Source organism: Pseudoalteromonas sp. SA25 (assembly GCF_011378705.1).
GTDB classification, from domain to species: Bacteria; Pseudomonadota; Gammaproteobacteria; order Enterobacterales; family Alteromonadaceae; genus Pseudoalteromonas; species Pseudoalteromonas arctica.
The window spans coordinates 79,930-106,648 of sequence record NZ_WTKV01000018.1 but is presented as its reverse complement, the minus strand read 5'-3'; the positions used below and the strand labels follow the sequence as shown (position 1 = coordinate 106,648).

Below are 26,719 nucleotides of genomic sequence, written 5' to 3'. Positions count from 1 at the left end.
TAACACCGATCAGTTAAGGTATTTTTGATCGGTTGACCGATCTTTTGGTTGCTTCACAATACCCTTATCATCTTTTGATTATGAGGGTATTTTTATGCTTAGTCATTGGTTACTTGATACGGATATATTCGCCACTCCTGACTCTTTATCTACATTTCAGAAACATATCCCTCTTGAGTGGATTTCTAATGTGCTCGAACAGACCGATAAAGCAAGTATTCGCAAACGTAAGTTACCTGCTGAGCTTGTCGTCTGGCTTATCATTGCAATGGGTCTTTTTCGCGACCGCTCTATTAGTGACGTTGTTGAGAAGTTAGATTTAACACTCACTGATACCCTGGGCGATACGGTTGCTCCAAGTGCTATTCCTCAAGCGAGACAGCGCCTGAGTAGCGACCCCCTCCAAGCCTTATTTCACCTATGTGCAGCCCATTGGACACAAGAAGAAGATGCTGATGATACGTGGTATGGACTCCGGTTATTTTCTGTCGATGGAACGCAATTTCGTGCACCCGATACACCAGCTCTTGCTGAGCACTTTCACTATATTAAGCACAGTAAAAACCGTCATACAGAATATCCTATTGTACGCCTATGCGCCTTAAGCTCCTTGCGTAGCCGGTTGATACACCACGTTGCCTTCGGGCCCAGTTATCAAGGTGAGGTGAACTACGCAAAGCAGTTATTTGGTCATGTAAGTGATAACAGTCTAACTATTTTTGACCGATGTTATCTCAGCGCTGAGCTACTGATTAATTGGCGTAAGCAACACCCACAGTCGCACTGGATGGTCCCGATTAAAAGCAACACGCAATACACCGTCATTGAATCTTACTCTGAGCATGACTTCAAAGTAGAGATGAGTGTATCTGCGCATGCCAGAAAACAAGACCCTTCGCTTCCTGAGTGCTGGCAGGCCAGACTGGTTCTTTATCCTGAGCCAATGGGGCCTGGAAAAATAAAAGGTCTGCTGTGCTCTTTGGATGATAAACAGGCTTTTGGTGCACAGGCCATTCTTGATGTCTATTTCGAGCGCTGGGAAATTGAAAATAGCTATGGAGAAATAAAACACCAGATGCTTGAGGATAGTATTCTTTTGCGTAGTCAGACTGTGGATGGAGTCAATCAAGAGCTATGGGGTATATTGCTAGCCTACAATTTAATTCGAGTAGAGATAAGTCGAATAGCCAAAGAGGCTAAAGTCTCCCCGCTGAGAATTAGTTTTGTCATGGCTTTGCGGGATATACAGGATGAAATACTCTGGTGTGCCATCGCTTCGCCAGGTTCAATTCCAAAGAAATTAAGGGCAATGCGAGAACGAGTGAAACGTTATATTCTTCCAGAAAAAAGAAAACGGCCCAAAAGTAGGACCGTTCGAATTTCAAAAACTCGGTACACCATTAAGTCAAAGCATGCTTAACTGAATGGTGTTAACCTAATCGGTGGCTTTTGTGTGTTTGGTTACTCTAAGCTGTGCTTATTAGAACTTCATTTCTATTTTACCGTACACGTAGCGTCCGTTAAATCCATACGGTGAGAAGCTAGAGTAAGCAAATAAACGTGAGAAGGTTGTTACATCGTCAACATTTTCACGGGTTGCATCTGGGTAAACATCAAAAATGTTATTAGCCCCTAAGCTCAGCGATACGTTTTCGCTAAGCGAGTAGGCTACATCTAAGTCGGTTATCCATTTAGGCTTTAGCACTTCGTTACGTTCTGGGATATCTGAAGGGTCTTGAGTTTCTCCGTATCGTGTTGTTCTAAGCGTGGTACGAATATCATCGTTAGTCCATGTTGCGCTTAAGTTGTACTTATTACGCGGTGTGCTTACTTCAAAGCGACGTAGTTCAGTGCCTGAGAACAAGTTGTCTTGATCGAACCCAGCACCTTGCAGAGCTGCTGGTGGGTCGATAATATCTGTTACTTCATTTTTACCGTAGTTGTAACCTAGGTTAAAGGCTAAATCGCCGTAACCATCAGTTGCTACATTATATGAGGCAACCACATCAACACCACGGGTTTTGCTGTCAATTGCATTTAAGAAGAAACGACCTTGGTTAGCGCCTGTGCCTTGAAGTAAATCGGCAATAGCATCGCCCGATAAGTTGTTTGATAGCACAATGCGGTCATCAATTAATATTTGGTAGTAATCAACCGATAAGCTGAAATTAAAGTCGGTAGACCATGTAAAACCAACGCCGTAGTTTGTTGCTTCTTCAGCATCAAGACCTGGTGAGCCCAGTGCTTTTGCTACATCGCTGCTTGGTGCGAACGTACCTGTTTCGGTTGGTTCGCCATCAACAAATACAGTGGCCACTGAGGTAAAGTATTGCTGCTGCAAAGAAGGTGCTCTAAAACCAGTAGATACAGAGGCGCGTAATGCTAGGTCTTCAGTTAATGAATAACGAGTTGCAATTTTACCGTTAAGTGTATCGCCAAAGTCTGAGTAATCTTCATAACGGGCGGCAACCGCTAAATTCCAATCGTCGGTTAGGTAGGTTTCAAGGTCTATATATAAGCTCACGTTGTGGCGGCTGTTATCGCCCTCTGATTCGGGTGTAAACCCCGGGAATACTTGTGCCCCCGCTGCGCCAAATGGGCCATCAACTGGGTCGGTTACTGCGCCTCCTGGGCCAAATGTGCCTTGTGCATACGATGCTTCTTCGCCTGCATCTATTTGGTATCCTTCGCGGCGATACTCAGCACCTACAGCTACGTTTATAGAGCTTTCTAAAAAGCTGACGTCTACCTCGCGGCTAAAATCAACGTTTAAAGTAAGTTGATCGTAGGTAAGTGTTCCTGCATCAAAGCTTGTTTGGCTAGTAGGGCCATATGAGGTATTTAAGCTATTTATAACACCAAACTCAAATGCATCTTGACCATATACGGCCGATACATCGTAATTCCATTCACTTACAAAACCTTTAGCGCCAAGTGCCAGTGAAAAGTCATCTATATCTGAGGTAATAACAGGTAAAAAGCCATCAGGGTAAACTTCTTCTATATTACGGCTATCGCTTGCACGGCGATAAAACCCGCCGCCTTCGCCTTCACGTTTGCTGTAAGAGCCAAACGAATATAAATCAACTTCGTTTGTTAACTGGTAACCTGCGTTATAAAACATTGAAAAATCTTCAACATCGCCATTACCAAAGTTATGGTTATATCGATTTACGGTAAGTTCACGTGGGTCTAGCGCACCGTCTACTGAACCGTCATCTATGCGTGCGTAGTTTTCACGGTTATCGTAGTCTGAGCGGTTAGTTGAATGGCGGTCGCGGTATTCTGTTGAGATGTTTAAAAAGCCATTATCGCCAAGCTCAAAACCCATATTACCTTGCAGCGTTAGTGTTTGGCCGTCTGTTAAAGAGCGATCGCCCCCTTCGGTAAAGGCTAAATTACCATCACTGCCTTCAGAAACTGATTTTAGCTGTGGTACACCGTCCATTTCGGTTACGTTAGCACCATATATAGCCGCAACTGAACCACCGCTGCTGGCACTTTTAAGTACAATATTAATAACACCAGCTATAGCATCAGAGCCATATTGCGCTGCTGCACCATCGCGTAATACTTCAATACGGGCAATAGCATTTGCAGGTATCGCATTTAAGTCAACCGATGATGAGCCACGACCCGTTGAGCCATTTAAGTTAAGTAATGCGTTGCTGTGGCGGCGCTTACCATTAACAAGTACTAATGTGTGATCGGGTGCCAAGCCACGAAGCTGAGCGGGGCGTACATGGTCGCTGCCATCAGTAAGTGATGCTTGTGGGAAGTTAAAGCTGGGTAATAAACTGCTAAGTAGGGCATTCGTTTCAGTAAAGCCTGAGTTTTTAAGTGCATCTGCACCAATTATATCGATGGGTACTGCGCTGTCTTCTACTGTACGGCCTAATCGGCGAGAGCCAATTACGCTTATTTGTTCGATGTTTTCTTCTGCTTTAGTGTCTTGCTCTGCAGCATTTACTGAGAGCGAACCAAGTAGTGCAGCAGACGCGCTCATTGCGAGTAATATTTGTGGTACCGATTGCTGTAATTTAAATAACGGTTTTCTATTCATGCTGTATTTCCCCATACCCATTGAATTATTTTAGTTTTGTACAAAAAGATTAATACCAACCCGCAATAATACTTAATCATTTTTAGGGGCTAAACGTGCCGTTACCTGCGTTAAAAAATTCTCATTTAGAGCAACTAAATAGCGAATTTTTTGCCTAGCTATCAACACGTTTTTCCATCCTCAAAATAGATCACTTAATTAAGCGGATTGGTATAAACTTTTTTGTTACCTTGAACATATACTTAATTAACAAAGTCAGTCAATTGAATAACATTCAATTAATTTAAGGGTTTTTATAATTACATTTGGTTGTTTTTTATAATGATCATTGTTTTAGTTATATAGCGAAGGTAATTGCTAAGTAATTGATGGATAATGAATTATATTTAAAAGTTAAATTTAACGTTTAATTAACTGGTAAGATGAGATGGATGGTTTAAATTAATTATGGGTAGGGAACCATTTTTATTGGGCTGGCAATAAATAGCTGTTGATCTATAAATATTTTTAAAAATGTAAAATAAAAGTACACCCATTAAATGTTAACTAAATTAACATTTAATGGGTGTACCATAAATTATGTACTACTTATTAGAACCTATACTTTAAAGCATGAAGCAATTTTGTTTTTATAAGTAATTGGTATAAAAAATAGTGCTAAAAATAGTGTTAAAATTTAATTTTTCCAACAAGCATATCTTTAAACATTACCCAATCTCCCCATAAACTGTAAAAAGGGTGTTTAAAAGTAGCAGGGCGGTTTTTTTCAAAAAAGAAATGTCCGACCCACGCAAATCCATATCCAATAACAGGTAATAGCCATAATAAACTGTAGTGTTGTTTTAATAATGCTATTGCGATTACAGCAAGAACAAGGGTGCTTCCTATAAAATGTAAGCGGCGGCAAGTAACATTGCGATGCTCTTTTAAATAATAAGGGTAGAAGGCTTTAAAGCTTTTAAACGTGGGGTTTGTACTTTGCATAGTGTGCTCTTTTATTGTTTTTTATTTTAATGAGGGTCGTGCTATTAAAGCGTAAGTTTACATTTGTTTACAGCGATAAATGGCGCTTAACGCATCTAAATAGACAAAAGGGCTAAAAGTTAATAACTTAGGCGCACTATTAATAAATAAGAATGGAACTCAGGATGTTTAAACACACTCTAGCATGTGCTGTAATTGTAGCGCTTAGCGGCTGTTCAGAGCCAACTAATACGGTAACTCAAGAAGAAGTAAAAGCACCAATGAAGCAAATTAACGCAGTTATATACCCAGAAACAAAAAAAGGCGATATCGTAGACACCTACTTTGAAGAAGCCGTTAGCGACCCATATCGTTGGCTTGAAGATGATATGAGCGACGAGACTGCCGATTGGGTTAAAACGCAAAACAATTTAACGTTTTCTTATTTAGAACAAATCCCTTATCGCGATAAGTTAAAGCAGCGCCTTGAAAAACTAATGAATTACGAAAAAATAGGCGCTCCTTTTACTGAAGGCGATTACACCTATTTTTATAAAAACGATGGCCTGCAAAATCAATATGTTTTGTACCGCAGTAAAGATGGCGGCGACGTTGAAGTATTTTTAGATCCAAACAAGTTTAGTGAAGATGGTACGACGTCTATGTCGGGTTTATCGTTTTCAAAAGATGGGTCATTGCTCGCATATCAAATATCTGAAGGTGGCAGCGATTGGCGTAAAATTATAGTTATTGATGCACATACTAAAGAGCAAGTTGAAGAAGCGCTTGTTGACGTTAAATTTAGTGGCATTGATTGGTTAGGCAACGAAGGTTTTTATTATTCAAGTTACGAAAAACCTAAAGGGAGTGAACTTTCGGCTAAAACAGATCAGCATAAAGCGTATTACCATAAGCTAGGTACTGCACAGTCTGCTGATAGTGTTGTATTTGGTGAAACTGATGAGCAAAAACATCGCTATGTAGGCGCTGATGTAACCCATGACGGCCATTACTTACTTATTTCGGCAAGTACGTCTACTTCGGGCAATAAGCTGTTTATAAAAGATCTAACAAAAGAAAACAGTGAGTTTGTAACGGTTGTTGGAAATACTGATTCAGATACATCAGTCATTGATAACGAAGGCAGCAAGCTGTTTTTAGTTACTAATTTAAATGCGCCAAACAAAAAAGTAGTGACGGTTGATGCAAGTAATCCAAGCCCAGAAAATTGGGTTGATTTAATTCCAGAAACCAAAAACGTACTAAACCTTACAAAAGGTGGCGATACCTTTTTTGCTAACTACATGGTTGATGCGATTTCGCAGGTAAAACAGTACAACAAAAAAGGCGAGCTAATTCGCGAAATTACATTACCAGGCGTGGGTACTGCACGTGGTTTTGGCGGTAAAAAAGATCAAACAACGCTTTATTATTCGTTCACTAACTACAAAACACCAGGTACTACTTATACGTTTGATGTAACTACGGGTGAATCGGGTGTTTATCGTAAGTCGGCTATTGATTTTAATAGTGATGATTACACGTCTGAGCAAGTGTTTTACACCTCAAAAGACGGTACTAAAATACCGATGGTAATTACCTATAAAACAGGCATTAAGCTTGATGGTTCAAACCCTACTATTTTATACGGTTACGGTGGTTTTAATATTAGTTTAACGCCAAGCTTTAGCCCCGTTAATGCAGTATGGCTTGAGCAAGGTGGTGTATACGCCGTTGCTAATATTCGCGGTGGTGGTGAGTACGGTAAAGACTGGCACAATGCCGGCACTAAATTGCAAAAGCAAAATGTGTTTGACGACTTTATTGCGGCTGCTGAGTATTTAAAAGATAAAAAGTACACGTCTAAAAAGCGTTTAGCACTTCGCGGTGGATCTAATGGTGGTTTGTTAGTTGGCGCAGTAATGACTCAGCGCCCAGACTTATTTCAAGTTGCTCTACCTGCTGTAGGTGTACTTGATATGCTGCGCTACCATACATTTACTGCGGGCGCTGGTTGGGCATACGACTACGGTACCAGTGAGCAAAGCAAAGAAATGTTTGAATACATAAAAGGGTATTCACCACTTCATAATGTAAAAGCAGGTGTTGAGTATCCAGCCACTATGATTACAACTGGCGATCATGATGACCGCGTTGTCCCTTCGCATTCGTTTAAGTTTGCTGCTGAGCTTCAAGCAAAGCAAACAGGTAATAACCCAACGCTTATCCGCATAGAAACAAATGCGGGGCATGGTGCAGGTACACCAACCAGTAAAACAATTGAGCAGTATGCTGATATATTTGGTTTTACGCTATATAACATGGGCGTAGAGTCGTTATAAAAGCGCTTTAACAAAATAGCTAACTTTAATAGCTGAGCAAAAGGCCGAGTAAATTTAATTTACTCGGCCTTTTTAATGTTTGTTAGTAGTTAGCAGTTAGCTATTGCATAGGTGAAAACAATCGTTGATACGTTTTATAAGCGTACTCGTCGGTCATTCCGCTTAAGTAATCGCAAATTATACGCATACCTTGGTTTTGTTTTTCGGCTTCTATGTATTGTGCTTGTGTTGTTTCGGGTAATAAACGCAGCGGATCGCTAGCAAACGCGGTAAATAACTCTATTAGTAAGTTTTGACCTTTAAACTCTATTTGCTGCATTTCGGGGTCGCGTATTAAACGTTGAAACACAAAATGCTTAAGTATTTGCAATACACTGTCGTATTGGGCATCTAATTTAGCGGTGTACTTTAAAATAGGGCATTCAAAGTCATCGTTTTGAATATCTAAATGTATATGAATAATAAAGGTATTAACCAGCTCACCTATGGCATCTTTTCGCTCATAATCATTTTTTGAAAACAAGCGCTGGGTCAGCGATTCAAGCATGGCGTTTAGCCAGTCAAAGTTTAGTGCTTTTAAATGAGGTAGGGCATGAGTTTGCCAATCGTCTAACGTAAGTACATGGGTTGCAATGGCATCTTCTAAGTCGTGTACGGCGTATGCTATATCGTCGGCATGTTCCATTATGGCGCTATCGAGCGATTTATACGTTGTTTTAGCGCGGTACTTATCAATAGCGCCATGGTTACCCAGCAACGTTTTATCGTTTTGACTCAGTGGCTCTACTATCCAATTGAATATGGCTGCATCGTCGTTGTACAACCCTTTGGCAGGTCGCCAATCATCTGCTTTTATAAATGCACGACCGGTTGTATCGTCGGGAATGGTATGCCAAAGCGTATTAATAAACGCGGGGTATTTTATAAAACCTAATAAAGTACGACGAGTTAGGTTCATACCGTGCCCATTACTGTAGGGCTCAAGTTTTGCAACTATGCGCAGTGTTTGTGCGTTACCTTCAAAACCACCGTGATCGCGCATCATGTAATTTAGCGCTATTTCACCACCATGACCAAAAGGCGGATGGCCAATATCGTGCGCCAAACACAGTGTTTCTAGCAGTCCGGTTGATGGAAAGTGCGTAAAGTCGCTATGTTGCGCTTTTAAGTGGCGCAATATGCCAGTACCAATTTGCGATACTTCTAAAGAGTGGGTAAGGCGAGTGCGGTAAAAGTCGTTTAGGCCAATGCCCATAATTTGGGTTTTAGCTTGCAAACGCCTAAATGCAGCTGCATGAATAATACGCGAACGATCGACCTGCCACGGCGAGCGATTATCGTTAGGACGATGTTTATATTGCTCTATTATTCGGCTTTGCCATTGTTTATTCATACTGCTTACTCACACATAGTTAATATTATTAAACTTTGCTCAGTATACCCATGGACTTATAAATTGCGAATGAACAAATGCACTACATAGGCTCTGTTTTATCTAAAATTCAAATACACTGCTGAAAATTCAATCGTAAAAGGTCATCAAACCCCAGTTATTCGCGTTTATAAAGTGGCTTAGGTATAATGCGCCTTCGTATGCTTGTGTATTAACCATGCATAACTAAGTTTGATAGAGAGAATACATGTTAAAAACGATTTTTAAGCTTTTACTAACCGTGTTTTTTGTATGGGCGCTTGCATATCCGTTTATACAAAATGATGATGTTGATTTAGACGAGCAAACGTCAGAACAACCAAAAAAAGTGAAGAAAAAAGAAAAACCATTACATAATGTAAAACTGCCAAAGTTTTCAGAATTTAGTGATGTTAAAGAAAAAAAACATGCATTTTTTAGCTTTATTCGTCCGCATGTTGAAGCCGAAAATAAAAAAATATTACAGCAACGCGCTAAGCTCGAAATAGCACGCATGATGTTACAAAACGAATTACCTTTAGAAAAAAAGCAAAACAAAGATATTGCTAAAATTTTAAAGTCGTATGACTTACCAACCACGGTTGATACGCTAATACTTACGCAAGCATTGCGCCGTGTTGATATAATTCCTAAAGAATTAGCGCTTATGCAAGCTGCAAACGAATCTGCATGGGGCACATCACGTTTTGCACGTATTGGCCTTAACTTTTTTGGTCAGTGGTGTTACACAAAAGGTTGTGGCATGGTGCCAAAACGCCGTAATACAGGGGCTGCGCACGAAGTTGCTGCGTTTAAATCAGTAAGAGCTGCTATAAACTCTTATTTTAAAAACATAAATACGCATCCTGCTTATAAAGATTTGCGCGCAATACGTGAAAACTTACGTCTTGAGCAAAAACCAATTTTAGCGACTGAACTTACACAAGGTTTAATGTCTTACTCTGAGCGCGGTGAAGCGTATATAGAAGAGTTAAACACGATGATTAGCCAAAATAGAGCCTACTTTGATGAATAAATACATTTTTAATTGTACCAACGCTATTGTGTTAGTACTGCTGAGCATTAGTGCGTTTAATGTAAATGCGAGAGAATTTGTGATGTCGTATGACGGTTTTTACGACCGCTTAAAAATTGTTAACAAAGGCGATTTTCAATATGCGCGAGTTAACTTTTACATTAGTGATATTGGTACTAATGAAACATGTGCGATTAAAAGCGGTACTATTTTAACCGAAAGAAACGAGTATCCACTTAACTTTACCGATAAAGCACAATTACTATTGCCGTTCGATAAGCAGCTTGATACCGATAAAGCGGTCATTGTAGTAGAGCCGCTCAATCCTGTACACGATTGCCAATTAAAGCTACAAATAGAAGCAAACGAACTTGAAGGTTTAGCGTTTTCAAAGCAGTCGTTATATACCATTAACGAAGAACTTGATGAGCTATTAACTGATTTGTCGGGCTTTTTTGTAAGTAAATTAATGTGGTTTTTATTACCAGAACAAAAGGGCGTAGCAGTTACATTTAAAAGCCCAATGCAATTTGATGATGAAAATATAACGTGTGAAAAGTCAGTGTGTTATTTTGCAGTTGAAGATAGCTGGGAAGATGATAGCGCAGTGCTTGGCGATATATCGAACGTTATTAAAGTAACGCCTTGGATTGTTAAGTAGCTCACATACAAAAAGCGGTATTTAGCCGCTTTTTTTGTACCAAAATCAGTACTCGTTTTTAGTCTTTTGTTTTTATTTAATAAGTGGCGCTGATGAATCGCGCTGCATTAAAGTAGGTTCAAAAAAACGATTTATAACGAGGTTTTTATTTTGATATACGTCTTTAAGCACTAATTTAGCTGCCATTTCGCCCATTTTCCCGACCGGATTATCTATGGTCGTGAGTGTAGGGTATAGGTAGTTTGCAAAAATAACGTTATCAAATCCAACAATCGATAAATCAATTGGTAAGTTATAACCGTGCTCTCGTGCATACTTCATGGCACCGGAGGCCATTTCGTCATTGGCGCATACCAGTGCAGTAAAGCTAAGTTTTTCATCAATAAAATGTTTTAAGCCTTTACTACCGCCAGTTTCGTTAAAGTCGCCAATATAAAAAAGCGTAGGATCAAATTTAACACCAGCCTCTGTAAGCGCTTGTTTGTGACCTTCTAAGCGGTTAAAAGCATCGGCTTTAAACTGCGGGCCTGCAATATACGCTATTTGTGTATGGCCTTGATTTAATATCGATTTAGTAGCTAGGTAACCACCTAATTGATTATCTAGACTGATACAGTTGTCTTTTAGTTGCTCTACGTAACGGCTCATTAAATAAACGGGTGTAGAGCCTTGGCTTAGTTTTATTAGGTAGTCGTCTGAGACGGCTTCTACGTGCAAAATAATGGCATCGCAGCGTCTGCTAATTAAAAACTCAATGCCTTCTTGTTCTTTGTCTTCTTCACTGTGTCCGGTGGTAATAATAACGTGTTTACCCGCAGCACGAAGCTCTGACTCAATACCTGCCATCATTTGGGCAAAGAAAGGACCATGTAACTCAGACACTAAAATACCGACACTGTTAGTACAGTTAGAGGCTAAAGATTGCGCTATTGAATTAGGCTTGTAGCCAAGCTGCGCCATAGCATCAAGCACTTTTTGTTTAGTTTTATCGCTTACACGGGTATTTTTGTTCATCACGCGAGAAACGGTGGCTAACGATACGCCCGCAAGCTCTGAGACTTGATAAATTGTTGCCATGTTATTTGTTCACTCGCTTATCCTTAACTACTTCGGCTAAATAATACCTTAGAGTATATATCTTAACTAGCTGTTAGTTTAGATTGAATATTTTCAACAACCTGATTAGTCAGTGTATATTTTTTCATTATGTAGGCAACAAATAATGAGCCAAAAGCAGGTAGTACAGTAAATGACAGTAAAATACCGTGTTGGGTATCAAGAGTTTGTACTGCATCGGCCTGATAACTGTAAAAAGATAACAACCAGCCTGCAATTGCGCCGCCTACAGCCACGCCCATTTTAATAAAAAATATAACGCCTGAATAAACCAAACCCGTAATGCGTACACCTGTTTTTTCATGCCCGTAATCTATGGTGTCGGCCATTTTTGCCCACAACAACGGGGTTGCCATATCTAAAAAGAATTTCCATAAAATAAAGGCAGTAAATGCGAGTACTAATTGATCTTTACTAATAAAGTAACTAAAACCACAAATAGCGGCGGCAATAACTTGTAAGCTTATGTAGGCCTTTATTTTACAAAAGCGCTTTGCAAGTGGTTGAGCTAAAGCACAACCTACCATGCTGGCTGCAACACCTAGCGTCATAAATAAAGTGATTAAATCGTCTCGACCTAAATAGTATTTTACGTAGTAAACAGCAAGCGTAAGCCTTAATACTTGCCCGGTAAGTAAAAAGAATGCAGCTAAGCAAAGTGTTCGCCATTGATCGTTTTTAATTAATGCTTTAACACTTTGGACAAAAGGAATATTTTGCTCTTTAGGTTGTTGTATACGCTCTTTTGTACCTAAAAAACAAAGTAAAAACAGTACAAGGCCTAAAATACTCATTGCTGTCATTGTGTATTGATAGCCCTTGGCAGCATCGCCTTGGCCAAAGTACTCAACCATTGGCATAGTACAACCCGCTACTATTACGCCGCCTAGCATACCAAATACAAACCGGTAAGACTGAATAGTCACGCGCTCTTTTGCGTCGCTTGTAAGTACGCCACCTAAAGCACAATACGGAATATTAATAGCGGTGTAGACAACCATAAGCAGAGTGTAAGTAGTAAAGGCATAAATTATTTTATCGGTGCCTTCTAAATCGGGCGTAGTGAACGCTAAAATACTAATAATGGCAAAAGGGAGGGCAAGCCAAAGTAAGTAGGGGCGAAAGTGCCCCCAGCGCGTATGTGTTTTGTCAGCAAGGTTGCCCATTAATGGGTCGGTTACGGCATCAAAAATACGCACTGCTAAAAACATAGTACCTACAACAGCAGGCGATAAACCCACTACGTCTGTGTAGTACAGCATTAAAAACATCATAACTGTTTGAAAAATAATATTACTGGCGGTGTCGCCTAAGCCATACGCTATTTTTTCTTTTACACTGACCATGATTGTTTATCCCGCTTTATACTTGTTTTTAGTTGTGGGTATACTCTTATCTTTTAGAGATGAGTTCTTTATAAGCTAAGCCACTATTTTTAATGGTGCGTTGCTGCGTCTTATAATCTACATACACAATACCAAAACGTTTTAAATAACCTTCTGCCCACTCAAAGTTATCCATTAAGCTCCAAGCAAAGTAGCCATCTATAACAACGCCTTGTTCAATCGCATTATGAACCGCATTTAAGTGATCATTATAGTAATTTAAACGATCTAAGTCGTTAACTTCACCATTATTATATGTATCGGGCATGGCTGCGCCATTTTCGGTTATATAAATAGGCGGTAGGGTGTATGTTTTATTAAGCGATACGAGCAAATCGGTGAACGATTGCGGATAAATTTCCCATCCCATATCAGTCAACGGACCTGTAGGTGCAATGGGTTCATAAATGTCAGTAGGATGCGCTTTATAAATTTGGCGGGTATAAAAGTTAATGCCTAAGTAATCAATTGGCTGAGAAATTAATTCCATATCACCAGGGTGTATGTCTGGTAAATGATCGCTTGGTAATTGGTTTATTATATCGGGGTATTTACCATCCATTATTGGTTTCATGTACCACTGATTTAAGTAGTCATCAGCGTATTTGGCACTGTCTATGTCTTGTTGATTATCGGTAAGTGGATATGTGGGTGTAAAGTTAAGCACAATGCCGTTTTGAGTATTAGGCGATGTTTTATTTAGCACGTTCATGGCCAGACCATGAGCGAGTAATAAGTGATGAGCTGCTTTTTTACCATACTGCTTGCCGACTAGGCCTGGGGCATGTATGCCAATTTCGTAACCCAAAAACGCGCTGCAAAAGGGTTCGTTTAATGTAGCGTACGAATACACTCTAGTTCCAAATGCGTTAGTAATTAGTTCTACGTATTGCTCAAATGCATAAGCTGTTTTTCTGTTGAGCCAGCCGCCTTCATCTTCAAGGTGTTGCGGTAAATCCCAGTGGTACAAAGTAACAAAGGCTTTTATATTTTTTCGTTTTAGCTCATCTAAAATATCAGTATAAAACTTAACGCCTACGGGATTTAACTTTCCGTCTTGAGTCATCACGCGAGGCCATGAAATAGAAAGCCTGTATGCATCAACACCTAGAGACTCTATTAAATCTATGTCTTGTTGCCAATTGTTGTAATGATCGCAGGCAATATGACCATGTGAATTGTCAGCAATTTTACCTGCAGTACTACAAAAGGTATCCCAAATACACGGTAAGCGATGCTCATATCCGCCCTCTATCTGAAATGATGCTGTAGCTACACCATAAATAAAGTCTTTTGTTAATAGAGGTGAATTAAATGGTAATGATATTTTTGTCATTGGTTACAAACCTTTTTGAGAACTCAATTGCACGCTTAGCGCTTATTTTTACTGACTTTCAGCGGGTACAAAACATTATTAAAAATAAAAGTTGTTGAAATATGTAACATGTTCGTATTTAATTAGCCGTGAAAGCGCTTACATTTTTAGATTAATGTTAATTAATCTTCAGGTCAACTCTTAAATACTGCGCCTTAGCGGGGGTTGTATTAATTACTTACTGAAGATCAATTTATAATAATAAATTGCGGAGAGTACATGGCTAGTTCAGCACCACTGACATCACACACACAGTCGCAAAACCACCAAGATAAAAACTATGGTTTTGCACTTACATCTTTAACTTCACTGTTTTTTATGTGGGGTTTTATTACCTGCTTAAATGATATTTTGATTCCGCATTTAAAAGCGGTTTTCGATTTAACGTATGTACAAGCAATGCTTGTGCAGTTTTGCTTTTTTGGCGCTTACTTTTTAATGTCACTCCCTAGTGGACACATTGTTAAAAAGCTTGGTTATAAAAAAGGAATCGTGGTTGGGCTTTTAATTGCGGCAGTAGGGTGTGTCTTATTTTACCCAGCAGCGTCTTTACATAGTTATCCTGTATTTTTATTCGCTTTATTTGTACTTGCCAGTGGCATAACGTTATTACAAGTATCTGCAAATCCTTATGTAAGTTTGTTGGGTTCAGCAAAAACAGCGTCGTCTCGTTTAACGCTTACTCAAGCTTTTAACGCGTTAGGTACTACGGTTGCACCATCATTTGGTGCTCTGTTAATTCTGGACTCAGCGTCAGATGCCTTTTTAACACCGGCACAAAATGCAGAATCAGTACAGCTTCCTTACCTCCTTTTAGCTGCAATGCTTATTTTACTAGCCGGTATTTTTGCTTGGCTTAAATTACCAGACATTATGAGCGAGCAAAAAGAAGCGGCTAAAAACTCAGAAAAAATTGAAGGCAGTGCATGGCAATACCGTCACCTAACATTAGGTGCTGTGGGTATATTTATGTATGTTGGCGCAGAAGTGGCAATTGGTAGCTTTTTAGTAAGCTTTTTAGCGCAAGAACATATTGCAGGACTAAAAGAGCATGCTGCAGCTCATTACATCACTTATTATTTTGGTGGTGCTATGGTTGGGCGTTTTATTGGTGCTGCTGTAATGCAAAAATTACCCGCTGGTAAAGTACTTGGCTTTAACGCGACCATGGCTATTATCTTAGTCGTTATTGCCATGAGCACGTCAGGTCAATTAGCAATGTGGTCAATACTATTGGTTGGTTTATTCAATTCTATTATGTTCCCCACTATTTTTAGTTTAGCGTTAAATGGACTTGGTAAGCATACCGCTCAAGGCTCTGGTATTTTGTGTTTGGCGATTGTAGGTGGTGCAATAGTGCCACTTTTACAAGGTGCACTTGCTGATAGTGTGGGTGTTCAACTTTCGTATGTTTTACCTATTTTATGTTACATATTTATCGTGTTCTATGGTTTAAGCGGTAGCAAACCAGTTCAAGCGCAGGAGACTCTATAATGAAAACCTCTTTTACACTTAATAAAATAGCCTTAGCAACATTAATTGCATCAGTAGGTACTTTATCGGCTTGTTCAAACGACGCAGTGACATCGGTTGAAAGTAATGAAACGTTATCTAAAACAGCGCAAATTTGGCCAAAACTTAATATTGCTGTTAAAAAAGATGCCGATATTGAAGCTAAAATAGTTAACTATTTAAAAGCCATGACACTTGAGCAAAAGGTTGCTCAAATGATTCAGCCAGAAATTCGTGATATTACCGTTGAGGACATGCGTAAATATGGCTTTGGTTCATATCTTAATGGCGGTGGTGCATTCCCTAATGGCGACAAACACGCAACACCAATGGACTGGGTAGCCTTAGCAGAGAGCTTTTATCAAGCTTCTGTCGATGACTCAGTTGATGGCAGTAGTATCCCAACTATGTGGGGCACCGATGCAGTACATGGCCATAATAATGTAATTGGTGCCACGTTATTTCCGCACAACATTGGTTTAGGCGCGGCGAATAATCCTGATTTAATCGAGCAAATAGCATCGATTACTGCAGTAGAAGTAATGGCTACGGGTATTGATTGGGTATTTGCACCCACAGTTGCCGTAGTGCGCGACGATCGCTGGGGAAGAACCTACGAAGGTTACTCAGAAGATCCAAAAATTGTTCACGATTACTCAGCAGCGATTGTAAATGGATTGCAAGGTAAAGCCGATGGCGACTTTTTGAGTGATAAGCGTGTTATTAGCACGGTTAAGCACTTTATCGGCGATGGCGGCACCGTTGATGGGGATGATCAGGGAAATAATATAGATAGCGAACAGTCGCTATTTGATATTCATGCCCAAGGTTATGTAGGTGGTTTGTCTGCGGGTAGCCAATCGGTTATGGCGTCTTTTAATAGCTGGAATGGCGTTAAAAATCACGGCAATAAATACTTACTTACAGATGTATTAAAAACACGTATGGGTTTTGATGGCTTTGTAGTGGGTGATTGGAATGGTCATGGGCAAATTAAAGGCTGTACTAACGAAAGCTGTGCACAAGCCGTTAATGCAGGCCTTGATATATTTATGGTGCCAACAGGTGCCTGGAAGCCACTTTATAACAATACAATTGCGCAAGTTAAGTCAGGCGAAATTAGTATGTCGCGTATTGATGATGCAGTGAGCAGAATATTACGCGTAAAACTTCGCGCTGGTTTATTTGATAAACCAAGTCCGGCTAAGCGTCTTTACTCGGGTAAAACAGAACTTATTGGCGCGCAAGAGCATCGCGAAGTCGCACGTCAAGCTGTGCGCGAATCGCTTGTATTACTTAAAAATAAAAATAACCTATTACCTATCGAAGCTAATCAACGCGTACTTGTTGCAGGTGATGGTGCTGATAATATAGGTAAACAGTCGGGTGGTTGGAGTATTACGTGGCAGGGGACTAATAATAAAAATGCTGATTTCCCTGGAGCAACGTCAATTTACAAAGGGCTTGAAGAACAAATATCTGCAGCAGGTGGAAGTGTTACTTTAAGTGCTGATGGTACGTTTGATCAACGTCCTGATGTTGCCATTGTTGTATTTGGTGAAGAACCTTACGCAGAAGGGCACGGCGATAAAGATAACCTTGAGTTTGAGCGCGGAAATAAAAAGTCATTAGCACTTTTAAGCTCGCTAAAAGAGCAAGGTATCCCTGTTGTATCGGTGTTTATATCAGGTCGACCTATGTGGGTTAACAGCGAACTTAACGCATCTGACGCGTTTGTAGCTGCATGGTTGCCAGGTACAGAAGGCGCAGGTATTGCTGATGTTTTATTAAAAGCGGCAGACGGCACCATTCAAAATAACTTTAAAGGTAAATTATCGTTTTCTTGGCCTAAATCAGCGGTACAAACTGCAGTTAATAAAGGCGATGAAAATTACGACCCATTACTCCCTTATGGTTTTGGTTTAACGTACGGCGATAAAAACGTATTAGCTGACGACCTTGATGAAGACTCTAAACTTGATAACTCAGGGCTTACGAGTATGGATATACTTGTTGGTGCACCTGTAGCACCATGGCGCTTATTGTTAAAATCGGGCAATGAGCTTTTAGATGTATCGAGTAGTACTCATGAATTTGGTGCAATTAAATACCGAACTGAGGACAAAATAGTACAAGAAGACGCGCGCCAATTTAACTTTAGCGGTGCAGAAAAAGCCAGTGCTGAAATAGTAACAAGCTTTGCAGAAGATACCATTGCTTACGTTGAAGCCGATAGTGTGATTAGCTTTGATATTAAATTAAACGAAGCACTAACGAGCGATATAGCACTTGCTATGACTTGCTCGGGTGAATGTGGTGCAAGCATTGATTTAGCAAACGTAGTGGATAAAACCATTGAGAATAAATGGCAGTCAGTATCAATCGATTTAGGTTGTTTTGCTGATAAGGGTGTTAATTTTGCAAACCTAACAAGCCCATTTAGCTTACGCAGCAATGGTAAAGCGTCAATTTCTGTGGCTAATATTCAGTTTGTGCCAAATAAGGCAGGCGAAGCTACACTGTCTTGTAAGTAGTTTATTAACTCTATTGTGTGTATACCAAAGCCCTTCGAATGAAGGGCTTTTTTTATGTAGAGGATTAATACTAACCTGCATAAATACTTGAGCTAATTGATATAACTAAATAGGAGCAAGTCGCTATAAATACAAAGAGTTACCACGTTTTTATAGGAGGAACCTTTTTTATAATAGCTTGTAAAATAATTAGCACTGCATTAAGAGGTTTTTTTCGTCAAAGCTAACTACTTTATCTCTGCCGGTTTCTTTAGCAAGATAAAGGCGTTTATCAGCCAATGACAGTAAGTCTTTTACACTCATTTTACCATTTACAGAGTGACTCACTCCCGCGCTCACAGATAGTTTTATATGCGCGTTTTGATAATAAAACGGATGCTTAGAAATATTTTCACGTAAGTGCTCTGCATATTCTTTAGCTGCTCGTAGGGAATAGTCTGGTAGTAATATTGCAAATTCTTCACCGCCTATTCTGGCGCAAATACCTTCATCAATAAATTGCTCTTTTATGTGCTGAGCAATCCATTTAATTGCTTGATCGCCCGTGTCGTGGCCGTACTTATCGTTTACATGCTTAAAAAAGTCGATATCTAGAATAATTATAGATACATTTATATCATTGTTATTAGGTTGTTTAAGGACTGCTTTGGCGTTATTAAAGAAACCTCTGCGATTAAATAACTGTGTAAGAGAGTCGGTATTGGCAAGGTTCGATAGCGTGTATTCACTATTGGAAAATAACAAAAATGGCAGTATAAGAGCACTCAGTGTGGCTAATAGTAAATGACTAATAAGCACAATTTGCAAAGGGGTTGCTACATCTTGAATACTCGAACTAAGTACCGGTATTGATAGAAATATAGCATTTAAAAACATAACTCCACTGTGCACTAAAAAGCAGGTAATTAACGCCTTTTTCTGGGCTTTAGCAACAAAGCTCATGCTTTTGATTAAATACGCTGTGTAAACAAATAATCCGGCAATTACTAAACTCGTTAGCATTTTTGCTGCACCGAAAGGATAAATTGCCAATAACAATAAGCTAGAAAAACCAAATATGCAGTAAAGAGGCATTAAGCTAATATTTTGTACGTTTTTGTATTTATATAGTCCAACAATAATTAAAAGTGGGCTAGTAATCATTGAAACACTAGCTAAATAGTGGGTTATTAAAGGAAGATCTATGAATAAGCGCAAACATGCCAGTATTTCGGCTAATGCAAATGTGGCACAGGCTAAACCAAATAATAAAAAAGATGTTTGTTTTTTATATTTATAAATTGAGAGAAAAAATAAGCTTATGAACAAGTTAAGGATAAAAGAGAAGAAGATCACAGTAGGCAAATGAAACATGATTTATTCTCTTTATTATAAAATGATGAAATATATATTTAACTAACTGTTGTAATTATTATGTATTAATAAGAAAAGGTCAATTCAGTTAAAAGGATTGCTTTTTCAATTTTTATATTTTACCTCAAGAATTATTAACGCCCGCTAAACCAAACTCTCTAAAGCTGATTTAATATCAGGATGATGAAAGCGATAATTATGAACGAGTGCCTTTTTAGGGACTACAAATTGTCCCGTTGTTAGTAAGTCTGACATTTCACCCATTAATAGTTTAAGTACTGCAGTGGGCATAGTGATAAATGCAGGTCGCGATAACGCCTCGCCTAAGCTTTTACCAAATTGAGCATTGTTTACAGGATTTGGCGCAGTTGCGTTAACAGGGCCAGATATTTCTGGATGCTTAATAATAAAAAGTATTAGCTGAATCATATCGTCGATGTGTATCCACGACATTCCTTGCTCGCCATTACCAATTGGGCCGCCTAAACACAATTTAAAAGCGGGTAGCATTTTACTTAATGCTCCACCTTTTTTAGCTAAAACAATACCCGTGCGCAAAAGGCACACTCTGGTGTGTTCTGATTGCGCGAGTAGCGCTGCGTTTTCCCAGTCTTTACAAAGCTGGTGGCTAAATTCATCATGTGGGTTTTCAAAAGTTTCATCAATAGGGTTACTATTTTGTCGACCATAAAATCCAACGGCGCTTCCAGATATATAAGTATGCGGGGCAGTGCTACAAGCTTTAATAGCTTCACTAATTTGTTGTGTAACACCAATACGGCTGTCGCGTATTATTTGCTTTTGTTTGTCGCTCCAGCGTTTATTTACAATAGGTTCGCCAGCTAGATTAATAACAATATCAACAGTGTTAAAATCTACTGCATTGACATTGCTTACGGCTTTAACTTTATGGCCCAATAATACGTTTGCTTTAGTTGGATTTCGGCTAAGCACAGTAACAGTATTATGATGAAGTAAAAAAGGGCATAAGTGCTTACCAATTAATCCCGTCGCGCCAGTAACAAATATATGCATTATTAATCCTTACAATAAAATAGTAGCAAGTGATTAAAAAACATACTCGCTAGCAAACAGCTTTGCAAATTTATACGTAAAACAGGCTTTTATGATCACTTCGTAATTATTTCATTTAATTACCTTTTGCCTTACACTAAAGCCATATCATTAATAAAAGGATTAATAAATTGGCAAGTTTAACTGGAGTAAATAAAAGCTTAATAGTTTTTGCTTCCTTAGTGGTCGTACTCGCGGGGATAAAAGCGGCAAGTGTAATTATTATTCCGTTTATTTTGGCGGCGTTTATTGCCATTATTTGTAATCCGCTTATCAAGTTTTTTGCGCGCTACCGAATTCCTAAAGGCATTGCTGTTATGTTGGTAGTGCTTATTATAGTTGGCTTAGGTGTAAGCCTTGGCGGGCTTGTAGGGCAATCAATAAACGATTTTTCGCAGCAACTTCCTGAGTATAAAACACAACTCAAAGAAGAATTTGTATGGCTTGTAGATTTAGCATCTCAATACAACATACTGATTAATAAAGAACAGTTAATCAATATGTTCGACCCAGGTAAAATGGTTGATGTAGCCACTAATATGCTCACCGGTTTAGGTGGCGTAATGGCAAACATGTTTTTAATTATTTTAACCGTTGTTTTTATGTTGTTTGAAGGGCCAATGCTGAGCAAAAAAATACACATGGCACTTGAAGATCCCGATAGCAAAATGAAGCAAATTGACCGCTTTTTAGAGTCTATTAATTCATATCTGGCAATTAAAACGCTAGTAAGTTTAGGTACGGGTATTATTGCTGCGTTTTACTTATGGATTTTAGACGTTGACTACTTTGTGTTGTGGGGGGTATTGGCATTTATGTTCAATTACATTCCTAATATTGGGTCAATTATTGCGGCTGTACCGGCTGTATTACTTGCGCTTATTACTCAAGGTCCGTTAATTGCGGGATTGGTTGCTGCAGGTTATTTAACAATAAATACGGTAATGGGCAATATTGTAGAGCCTAAGTTTTTGGGCAAAGGGCTGGGTCTTTCAACGCTAGTGGTATTTTTATCATTAATATTTTGGGGCTGGTTATTAGGTACTGTGGGTATGCTTTTATCTGTGCCATTAACTATGATTGTAAAAATAGGCTTAGAAGCCAGTGCTGAAGGTAAGTGGGTTGCCACTCTACTAGGCAGTGGCGAAGACGTTGCTAAAAATAACTAACATTTATAACCATCAAGGGCTGTAAAATTAAAGCCCTTGATGGTTAAGTTATCAGTAAATACAGGGCTATTAATTAACAAACAATTTAATAGCGTCATCCACCGCGTTTATTGCGCCTTCTAAATATCCAGCTTCTTGTTTTGCAAACTCACTCGCTACAAAATGAATGTTCAAGTTATTTAATTGCTCATCTAAGCATGAAAAATCAAATTCTGGGTGCTGCGAAGGCTGAGTTTGATCGTCTCTATTAGCTACAAACTTATCGTCTGCCCAGTCTTTAATAAAATACCCCGTTGCCTTTTCAGCATCTTTACCATAAAAGTAGCTAAGCTGCTGGGCACAGGCTTGAATTAATTGCTCTTTAGTTACTTGGTTTCTTGATAAGTAGGGCACACCTATAAAGCCAAATAATGCGGCGTAATTGCCATCTTCAGCACTGGCATCGTGAATTTCGACCATTGGGCCTACGCGACTAAAGCATTGTCCTGATAAGTTTTTATCACGCCAAAATGCATGTTCAAAAGTAGCTATAAATTTGGCTTGTCCTGCCATCCATGTAGGTACACTACTAAGGCGGTTTATGAGCGTTGGAGTAGCCCATAGTTCAGGTGTTAAGTGTGTTGTAACCATACGAGCAGGAATTGCTGAAATTAGTTTTTCAGTAGTAAGGTGCTTTATGTTACCTAAGTGATTAACCGTAATTTGCCAGTTATTATCACCTTTTTTAAGCTCAGTGACATTGTGTTCTAATAACACTGAATCAGGATTAAGTTGCTCGTATAAGGCTGTTATTAAAGTATTCATGCCGTGCTTAAGCCTAAATAACTGCATATCTCCAGCACCTGCAATTTGTTGAGGCTGCTTGGAGTTAGGTGCTTGATATAACACATCACCTTTGTTGTATTGCTCAAATATACTTAAGTGGAGTGACTTTACTAAAGCTTGGATTTTTGGTTGGTGGGGAAATATCCACGTAGGACCCAAATCAAAATTAACATCGTTATTTATTGGTGATTGCGCAGCAAAAATTCGGCCGCCTAATTGCGATTTAGCTTCCAGTAATAAGTACTCAATATTAAGCAGTTGTAATTTATACGCACTGTATAAGCCGGCCAGTCCGCCACCTATAATTATTACTGGTTTAGTCATTTATTTACCCATTAGCCATTTAGCAATCTACTAGTAGGTAGTTTGTTTTGATATGAATAAATTGTCAAGTAGGCTAAAGGGAACGAGTAGTGAAACGTAATACCAATCTGCTTATATACGAGGTCTATTTAACGTTAAGAAAATTACGCTAGAACTAGGCAAAAATTTTTGTATCTAGTTGTTCTAAATAAAAAATTTTTAAAGACGTTATAGTGCAATTTAATTCGTTAAATTGATCAAAGATTTATGCAGGTTGGTATAACTAGTTTAGTGTGCTTAAGTTACGTTAAAATGGGTGTTTTAGTGATTCTGTAAATTGATTTATAAGCTCTATTTCACAGAGTTTATAGCTAATGGCTGCTGTTGTCGCATTAGGAAGTTTTATTAAGTAACGCCATTGGCAGGCGCTCTCAAGGTACTTTTCGTTATTTTTAATGCTGCGCATAAATAACGGCAGTACTTGCGTATTACCTGTGCTTTCTTGTGATTTAGTTAGCTCATATTTGCGCTTTTGTATCCAACTGCCTTGTGCTTGCTTTGCTTTATCAATCTGGCTATCTAGGCATTGAATATACCGCTTAGCTTCATCGGTTGTTGCTTTAGCGGCTAAAGTACATGCCTCATCTGCAAAGCTGTACTGGCTTGTAGTTAATAGCACAATGGCAGTTAGTTTTAATAAATAGTTACTTTTTGTCATTGTAATTAAACTCTAAGATAAATTGAGCGCCGGCTAAGTTATCAGCATCGGTAATGGTAAGCGTCCCGTTATACGACTTAACTAAATCAGATACAATCGCCATGCCTACGCCGTGTCCGCTTTCGTATGTATCGAGGCGAGTACCACGTGTAAGTAAAGATTCACGTTTATCCTCTGGCACACCAGGGCCATCATCGCTAATTCCAATACACAGAGTTTTACTTTGGATTACTTGTATTTCTACTTGCGAGCGACACGCTTTACAGGCGTTATCAATCAAGTTACCGAGTAATTCCATTAAATCTGTTTGGTCACCTAAAAAGTAATCTTTTTCGGTTACGGTGCAGGTAAAAATAATATCTTTATCACGGTATACTTTTGCCATAGCACTGAGTATTGAATCGAGTACTGGCTTAATAGGTGTTTGCTTTTTCCACGTGTCTGATGCACCGGTTGCAGCACGCTTTAATTGGTGCTCGATCATCACATTAATTCGGTCGAGTTGTTCTTGTGCATCGGCATCGTTTGCCAATGGACTTGATTTAAGTACTGCAAGCGGTGTTTTAAGAGCATGAGCAAGGTCGCTTAATGAGGCTCTGTAGCGCTCTTTTTGGCGCTGTTGCGACTCAAGTAGCAAGTTTAGGTCTGCTTTTATTGTTTGCAGCTCTACAGGGTAGAGGCCTTTAATTTCTTGAATATCACCCGATTCAATCGCTTTTATTTCTTTATCGAGTCGTTGGAGTGGGCGAGCGCTCCAAATGAAACCAATCGCCATTAGGCCTGCAATTGCAATCCCCATGATAAACATCCAATCTACAAGGGTTTGCTTAAAGCCATCCATTATACGAAGTAGAGCGTCGTTACGTTTGACTAATATAAAGCGAGCTTGTTCTGATTGATCTATGTTGTTTAAAATTACAGTCAGGCTAAGTTGCCAGTACGCGGTATTATTATACTCCACGCGCCTGAAGTCGGCGGCACCGGCTTTGGTCTCTATTTGCTCTGGTACATAGTTTAAATTTACAGCCGATTCTGAGTTCCAAACAGGGTCATCATCGCGGTAAATCATTGCGTAGGTATCTGAATTTAATCTGTTTAACTCAGGCGCTAAAATAGTGCTGGGCATAATAATACCATGCTCAGTAAAGTCGACTTCAGATATTAGCGAGTAGAGCTGTGCCTCGAGGGTTTTTTCTGTCGCATCAACCAGTGAAGCATAATACGCTTTGCCAATTGAATAAAATAAGATAGGGAGTGCGACTAATAAAACAAAGACAAGGATAAATCCTTGCCTTATTTTTAACGATATTTGCGGTATTACCACTGGCTTTTAAGCCTGTAACCACGCCCACGTAGTGTTTCTACTGGGTTTAGTACGCCTTCTGGATCAAGCTTTTTACGCAAACGTAGTACAAATACTTCAATTACATTTGAATCAAGGTCGAAATCTTGGTCGTAAATATGCTCAGTAAGTTCTGATTTAGAAATTACTTTTTGCGGATTTACCATTAAGTATTCAAGTACTTTATATTCGTAAGCTGTAAGGCTAAGTTCTTTATCATCAACCCATACTTGTTGTGAACGTGTATGAATTTTAATTGGACCCGCAGTCATTTCTGGATTTGCTTTACCAGCACTGCGACGAATTAATGCATTACAACGTGCAATAAGTTCTTCAACATGAAATGGTTTTGTAAGGTAGTCATCAGCACCTGCATCTAAACCTTCTACTTTATCCTGCCAGCGATCGCGCGCTGTTAAGATTAAAATAGGGATAGTAATGCCTTGTGCTCGTGCTTTATTGATTAGCTCAATACCGTCTATTTTAGGTAAACCTAAATCAACTACGGCCATATCAAGCGGGTATTCTGTAATGTGGAAAAGACCTGCTTCACCATCGTGACATAAATCCACGCTGTAACGTTCTTTTTCTAAAGCATTACGTAGGTTATCTGCTAAATGTAAATCGTCTTCAATAACTAAAATTCGCATTTGTTAATCCTTTTTCACTTCGCCGGTTTTTTTATTTATATGTAAATCAACGACGTGGCCGTCAGATTTGAGTATTCGTACGGTATAAAAATCTGTTTTTTCGGTAATTTTTAAGGTCTTACCGCCTATTGTTTTCTTTGCAAGTATTACGGCTTTCTTTTTGTCCACCTCAGCATGAGATGCTTGGGTGGCCGTCGCTGCTTGAGCAAAGTTAGCTAAGCTAACACAAGCAATAAAACCGAGGCTTAATAATACGCGCATAATGGAAAACTCCTAGACCAGACCCACTTAGTTTAATTAACTAAGTTACTAAAATTCAAGTAAAAACGCTAAATTCGCTTTTATCCCAGTAATTTTAATTAAAATCTTGTGAACAAACCCTGAATTACAGTGCAACACACGCTCTTAGGGTTTAATACACTTTTAAGCAGGGAACACTTTTTTGAAAGGTTTAACAATTGTATTTTCATAGATGCCAGCGGCAACGTAAGGGTCAGCTGCTGCCCACTCTCGAGCTGCTTCTATTGATTCAAACTCAGCAACAACTAATGAACCGGTAAAACCTGCTTCTTGAGGATCTTCACTATCGACTGCCGGAAACGGACCCGCAGTTAATAAACGGTTTTGTGAATCAAGCTCACTAAGGCGTGCTAAATGTGCCGGGCGTGCTGCTTTTCTAAGCTCTAAGCTGTTTTCAACGTCTGTTGAGTGAATCATGTACAACATAAGGAATCTCATAAAAATTGTTAAATTTGATTAACGCAATACTACCACAGCGTTGAAAATTGGTGAATTAAAAGCGTATTTACACAGGTTTACACTTCGATTTTATTTTTAAGCTGTAATTGCTTGAAAATATCTGTGTAACACTGGTAGAGTCGCTGAAA

The 26,719-nt window shown here is 39.1% G+C and carries 21 protein-coding genes; 7 read left to right on the top strand and 14 right to left on the bottom strand.

The window, feature by feature from the left end:
• Positions 1–94: 94 nt before the first annotated feature.
• Positions 95–1,420: an IS4 family transposase gene (locus GQR45_RS15065; RefSeq protein WP_165725782.1), complete on the top strand. Its 1,326-nt coding sequence runs from the start codon at positions 95–97 to the stop codon at positions 1,418–1,420.
• Between the two features lie 60 nt (positions 1,421–1,480).
• On the opposite strand, the gene GQR45_RS15060 is transcribed toward GQR45_RS15065, so the two are convergent.
• Together GQR45_RS15060 and GQR45_RS15055 are read right to left on the bottom strand one after the other, a co-directional pair.
• Positions 1,481–4,063, bottom strand: a complete 2,583-nt coding sequence (locus tag GQR45_RS15060) for a TonB-dependent receptor (RefSeq protein WP_165726371.1) — start codon at positions 4,061–4,063, stop codon at positions 1,481–1,483.
• 669 nt (positions 4,064–4,732) lie between these two features.
• Positions 4,733–5,047, bottom strand: a complete 315-nt coding sequence (locus GQR45_RS15055; RefSeq protein WP_002959779.1) for a DUF962 domain-containing protein — start codon at positions 5,045–5,047, stop codon at positions 4,733–4,735.
• Positions 5,048–5,211: 164 nt separating this feature from the next.
• On the opposite strand from GQR45_RS15055, the gene GQR45_RS15050 reads away from it, so the two are divergent.
• Positions 5,212–7,368: a prolyl oligopeptidase family serine peptidase gene (locus GQR45_RS15050; protein ID WP_165726370.1), complete on the top strand. Its 2,157-nt coding sequence runs from the start codon at positions 5,212–5,214 to the stop codon at positions 7,366–7,368.
• A 100-nt stretch (positions 7,369–7,468) separates the two neighbouring features.
• Here GQR45_RS15050 and GQR45_RS15045 read toward each other — a convergent pair whose 3' ends face one another.
• Positions 7,469–8,761, bottom strand: a complete 1,293-nt coding sequence (locus GQR45_RS15045) for an anti-phage deoxyguanosine triphosphatase (protein WP_165726369.1) — start codon at positions 8,759–8,761, stop codon at positions 7,469–7,471.
• Positions 8,762–9,008: 247 nt separating this feature from the next.
• On the opposite strand from GQR45_RS15045, the gene GQR45_RS15040 reads away from it, so the two are divergent.
• Positions 9,009–9,815, top strand: a complete 807-nt coding sequence (locus GQR45_RS15040; protein ID WP_024593475.1) for a glucosaminidase domain-containing protein — start codon at positions 9,009–9,011, stop codon at positions 9,813–9,815.
• Entirely contained in the window at positions 9,808–10,476 is a 669-nt protein-coding gene (locus GQR45_RS15035) for a DUF2987 domain-containing protein (RefSeq protein WP_007585308.1), read from the top strand. The genes GQR45_RS15040 and GQR45_RS15035 overlap by 8 nt, the downstream gene beginning before the upstream one ends.
• A gap of 72 nt (positions 10,477–10,548) precedes the next feature.
• Here GQR45_RS15035 and GQR45_RS15030 read toward each other — a convergent pair whose 3' ends face one another.
• The 3 genes from GQR45_RS15030 to GQR45_RS15020 form a co-directional block, all read right to left on the bottom strand.
• Positions 10,549–11,553 (bottom strand): LacI family DNA-binding transcriptional regulator, encoded by a 1,005-nt coding sequence (locus GQR45_RS15030; protein WP_165726368.1) that lies wholly within the window; start codon positions 11,551–11,553, stop codon positions 10,549–10,551.
• A 62-nt stretch (positions 11,554–11,615) separates the two neighbouring features.
• A complete protein-coding gene (locus GQR45_RS15025) occupies positions 11,616–12,938 on the bottom strand; it encodes an MFS transporter (RefSeq protein ID WP_165726367.1) in 1,323 nt (440 codons plus the stop codon).
• A gap of 46 nt (positions 12,939–12,984) precedes the next feature.
• Positions 12,985–14,313, bottom strand: a complete 1,329-nt coding sequence (locus GQR45_RS15020; protein ID WP_165726366.1) for a GH1 family beta-glucosidase — start codon at positions 14,311–14,313, stop codon at positions 12,985–12,987.
• Positions 14,314–14,571: 258 nt separating this feature from the next.
• On the opposite strand from GQR45_RS15020, the gene GQR45_RS15015 reads away from it, so the two are divergent.
• Both GQR45_RS15015 and GQR45_RS15010 read left to right on the top strand, forming a co-directional pair.
• Positions 14,572–15,846: a sugar MFS transporter gene (locus GQR45_RS15015; protein ID WP_010552530.1), complete on the top strand. Its 1,275-nt coding sequence runs from the start codon at positions 14,572–14,574 to the stop codon at positions 15,844–15,846.
• Positions 15,846–18,398: a glycoside hydrolase family 3 N-terminal domain-containing protein gene (locus GQR45_RS15010; RefSeq protein ID WP_165726365.1), complete on the top strand. Its 2,553-nt coding sequence runs from the start codon at positions 15,846–15,848 to the stop codon at positions 18,396–18,398. The genes GQR45_RS15015 and GQR45_RS15010 overlap by 1 nt, the downstream gene beginning before the upstream one ends.
• 189 nt (positions 18,399–18,587) lie before the next feature.
• Here the strand turns inward: GQR45_RS15010 and GQR45_RS15005 are convergent, their stop codons facing one another.
• Both GQR45_RS15005 and GQR45_RS15000 read right to left on the bottom strand, forming a co-directional pair.
• On the bottom strand, positions 18,588–19,541 hold the full coding sequence (locus tag GQR45_RS15005; RefSeq protein ID WP_206008664.1) for a GGDEF domain-containing protein: 954 nt from the start codon (positions 19,539–19,541) through the stop codon (positions 18,588–18,590).
• A gap of 354 nt (positions 19,542–19,895) precedes the next feature.
• Positions 19,896–20,786: a TIGR01777 family oxidoreductase gene (locus GQR45_RS15000; RefSeq protein ID WP_165726363.1), complete on the bottom strand. Its 891-nt coding sequence runs from the start codon at positions 20,784–20,786 to the stop codon at positions 19,896–19,898.
• Positions 20,787–20,956: 170 nt separating this feature from the next.
• Here GQR45_RS15000 and GQR45_RS14995 point away from each other — a divergent pair, with 170 nt between their 5' ends.
• The gene (locus GQR45_RS14995) at positions 20,957–21,994 is read left to right on the top strand and encodes an AI-2E family transporter (RefSeq protein WP_007585280.1); all 1,038 of its coding nucleotides are present in this window, start codon (positions 20,957–20,959) and stop codon (positions 21,992–21,994) included.
• A 69-nt stretch (positions 21,995–22,063) separates the two neighbouring features.
• On the opposite strand, the gene GQR45_RS14990 is transcribed toward GQR45_RS14995, so the two are convergent.
• From GQR45_RS14990 to GQR45_RS14965, 6 genes are all read right to left on the bottom strand, one after another.
• Positions 22,064–23,143, bottom strand: a complete 1,080-nt coding sequence (locus GQR45_RS14990; RefSeq protein ID WP_165726362.1) for an FAD-dependent oxidoreductase — start codon at positions 23,141–23,143, stop codon at positions 22,064–22,066.
• Between the two features lie 286 nt (positions 23,144–23,429).
• Complete coding sequence (locus tag GQR45_RS14985; protein ID WP_007585278.1) at positions 23,430–23,840, bottom strand: hypothetical protein; 411 nt, start codon at positions 23,838–23,840, stop codon at positions 23,430–23,432.
• Positions 23,827–25,164, bottom strand: coding sequence for an ATP-binding protein (locus tag GQR45_RS14980; protein WP_007585276.1), 1,338 nt, complete (start codon positions 25,162–25,164; stop codon positions 23,827–23,829). Before GQR45_RS14980 ends, GQR45_RS14985 begins: the two co-directional genes overlap by 14 nt.
• The gene (locus GQR45_RS14975) at positions 25,158–25,832 is read right to left on the bottom strand and encodes a response regulator transcription factor (RefSeq protein ID WP_007375447.1); all 675 of its coding nucleotides are present in this window, start codon (positions 25,830–25,832) and stop codon (positions 25,158–25,160) included. Before GQR45_RS14975 ends, GQR45_RS14980 begins: the two co-directional genes overlap by 7 nt.
• Positions 25,833–25,835: 3 nt before the next feature.
• A complete protein-coding gene (locus GQR45_RS14970) occupies positions 25,836–26,093 on the bottom strand; it encodes a PepSY domain-containing protein (protein WP_002959808.1) in 258 nt (85 codons plus the stop codon).
• A gap of 162 nt (positions 26,094–26,255) precedes the next feature.
• Positions 26,256–26,558 carry a YciI family protein gene (locus GQR45_RS14965; protein WP_010552536.1) on the bottom strand — a complete coding sequence of 101 codons (303 nt, stop codon included), beginning with the start codon at positions 26,556–26,558 and terminating at the stop codon, positions 26,256–26,258.
• Positions 26,559–26,719 lie beyond the last annotated feature (161 nt).

Bases quoted from the DNA above. Each gene is read 5' to 3' on its own strand.
- GQR45_RS15065 (WP_165725782.1), top strand. From the start codon at position 95: ATGCTTAGTCATTGGTTACTTGATACGGATATATTCGCCACTCCTGAC.
- GQR45_RS15060 (WP_165726371.1), bottom strand. From the start codon at position 4,063: ATGAATAGAAAACCGTTATTTAAATTACAGCAATCGGTACCACAAATA.
- GQR45_RS15055 (WP_002959779.1), bottom strand. From the start codon at position 5,047: ATGCAAAGTACAAACCCCACGTTTAAAAGCTTTAAAGCCTTCTACCCT.
- GQR45_RS15050 (WP_165726370.1), top strand. From the start codon at position 5,212: ATGTTTAAACACACTCTAGCATGTGCTGTAATTGTAGCGCTTAGCGGC.
- GQR45_RS15045 (WP_165726369.1), bottom strand. From the start codon at position 8,761: ATGAATAAACAATGGCAAAGCCGAATAATAGAGCAATATAAACATCGT.
- GQR45_RS15040 (WP_024593475.1), top strand. From the start codon at position 9,009: ATGTTAAAAACGATTTTTAAGCTTTTACTAACCGTGTTTTTTGTATGG.
- GQR45_RS15035 (WP_007585308.1), top strand. From the start codon at position 9,808: ATGAATAAATACATTTTTAATTGTACCAACGCTATTGTGTTAGTACTG.
- GQR45_RS15030 (WP_165726368.1), bottom strand. From the start codon at position 11,553: ATGGCAACAATTTATCAAGTCTCAGAGCTTGCGGGCGTATCGTTAGCC.
- GQR45_RS15025 (WP_165726367.1), bottom strand. From the start codon at position 12,938: ATGGTCAGTGTAAAAGAAAAAATAGCGTATGGCTTAGGCGACACCGCC.
- GQR45_RS15020 (WP_165726366.1), bottom strand. From the start codon at position 14,313: ATGACAAAAATATCATTACCATTTAATTCACCTCTATTAACAAAAGAC.
- GQR45_RS15015 (WP_010552530.1), top strand. From the start codon at position 14,572: ATGGCTAGTTCAGCACCACTGACATCACACACACAGTCGCAAAACCAC.
- GQR45_RS15010 (WP_165726365.1), top strand. From the start codon at position 15,846: ATGAAAACCTCTTTTACACTTAATAAAATAGCCTTAGCAACATTAATT.
- GQR45_RS15005 (WP_206008664.1), bottom strand. From the start codon at position 19,541: ATGATTACTAGCCCACTTTTAATTATTGTTGGACTATATAAATACAAA.
- GQR45_RS15000 (WP_165726363.1), bottom strand. From the start codon at position 20,786: ATGCATATATTTGTTACTGGCGCGACGGGATTAATTGGTAAGCACTTA.
- GQR45_RS14990 (WP_165726362.1), bottom strand. From the start codon at position 23,143: ATGACTAAACCAGTAATAATTATAGGTGGCGGACTGGCCGGCTTATAC.
- GQR45_RS14985 (WP_007585278.1), bottom strand. From the start codon at position 23,840: ATGACAAAAAGTAACTATTTATTAAAACTAACTGCCATTGTGCTATTA.
- GQR45_RS14975 (WP_007375447.1), bottom strand. From the start codon at position 25,832: ATGCGAATTTTAGTTATTGAAGACGATTTACATTTAGCAGATAACCTA.
- GQR45_RS14970 (WP_002959808.1), bottom strand. From the start codon at position 26,093: ATGCGCGTATTATTAAGCCTCGGTTTTATTGCTTGTGTTAGCTTAGCT.
- GQR45_RS14965 (WP_010552536.1), bottom strand. From the start codon at position 26,558: ATGTTGTACATGATTCACTCAACAGACGTTGAAAACAGCTTAGAGCTT.